The following is a 1,611-nucleotide window of genomic DNA, read 5'->3' on the forward strand; positions in this document are numbered from 1 at the left end:
AGAGGCGCTCCCGGCCGAGGCGCTGGAACTGGAACTGCACGCCTGGCTGGCCGAAGGGCCTATCCAGGGCGTCTACTGGCTGCCCGCGCTGGACGTGGAGCCGAACGTGCAGGACATGGATTTGCCGACTTGGCGCGAGCTCAACCGGGCGCGCGTCAAGAATCTTTACATCACGATGCGGACGCTCTACGACGCCGTGAAGGAGCCGGGCACATTCCTCGTCTCGGCCACACGGCTGGGCGGCCTGCACGGCTATGGCCCCGACGGCGCGACGGCTCCGCTGGGCGGCGCGGTCAGCGGCTTCACCAAGGCGTACAAGCGCGAGCGCGGCGACGCACTGGTCAAGGTCGTTGACTTCGAGGCGGGCCGCAAGACGGCCGGGCCGGCTGATGCCCTCATCGCCGAGACGCTGAGTGACCCCGGCGTGGTCGAGGTCGGCTACTACCAGGACAACCGCTACACCGTCACGCTGGTCGAAGAGCCGGCGGCCGACGGGGGCGAGGGGCTGACGCTGGATAAGGACAGCGTGTTCCTCGTCACCGGCGCGGCCGGCGGCATCACCAGCGCCATCATCGGCGATCTGGCGGCGGCCAGCGGCGGCTCGTTCTACCTGCTCGACCTCATCCCCGAGCCGCGGCGCGACGACCCGCAGATCGCCCTCTTCCGCCAGGGCCGGGACGCGCTGAAGGGCCACCTCATCGCCGAAGCCAAGGCGGCCGGCGAGAAGGTGACCCCGGTGCAGATCGACAAGCAGATCATGGCTGTGGAGCGCCAGGAAGCGGCGCTGCGGGCCATCGAGGCGGTCGAGGCGGCCGGCGGCGCGGCCCACTACCGCAGCGTCAACCTGCTCGACGGCCCGGCGCTGGCCGCGGTGGTCGAGGAAGTGCGGCAGCAATATGGCCGGATCGACGTGCTGGTGCACGCCGGGGGCGTCGAGATCAGCCGTTCGCTGCCCGACAAGGACTACAACCAGTTCAGTCTGGTCTATGACATCAAGGCCGACGGCTTCTTCAGCCTGCTGAACGCGGCCAAGGGGCTGCCCATCGGGGCGACGGTGGCCTTTAGTTCGGTCGCCGGGCGCTTCGGCAACAACGGCCAGACCGACTACAGCGCAGCCAACGACCTGCTGTGTAAGCTGACCAACAGCCTGCGCCAGTGGCGGCCGGAGACCAAGGGCATCGTCATCGACTGGACGGCCTGGGGCGAGATCGGCATGGCGACGCGCGGCTCCATCCCCCGCATCATGGAGATGGCCGGCATCGACATGCTGCCGCCCGCAGCCGGCGTGCCCACGGTGCGCCGCGAACTTGTCGCCGGTTCCTACCGGGGTGAGATCGTCGTCGGCGGCAAGCTGGGCATCCTCGTGCAGGAGTGGGACGAGACGGGCGGCCTCGACGTGGCGAAGGCCAACGCCTGGCTGGCCGCGCAACAGCCGCAATGGCTGATGCTCGGTCGGGTCACGGCGGCCAAGCTCTACGGCGGGCTGGAGGTGGAAACGACCCTCGATCCGAAGGCGCAGCCGTTCCTCTATGACCACGCGATGGAGGGCACGCCCCTGCTGCCCGGCGTCATGGGCACCGAATCGTTCGGCCAACTGGCGCGGGCGCTGGC

Annotated in this window: 1 protein-coding gene; it reads left to right on the forward strand. The window is 69.5% G+C overall.

What is annotated here, in order from left to right; translation table 11 throughout:
• The coding region (locus ACE3UY_RS16495) for an SDR family NAD(P)-dependent oxidoreductase (protein ID WP_374688586.1) at window positions 1–1,611 on the forward strand (1,611 nt) is incomplete at both ends.

Source organism: Promineifilum sp. (SeqCode) (assembly GCF_041918635.1).
Classification (GTDB): Bacteria; Chloroflexota; Anaerolineae; order Promineifilales; family Promineifilaceae; genus Promineifilum.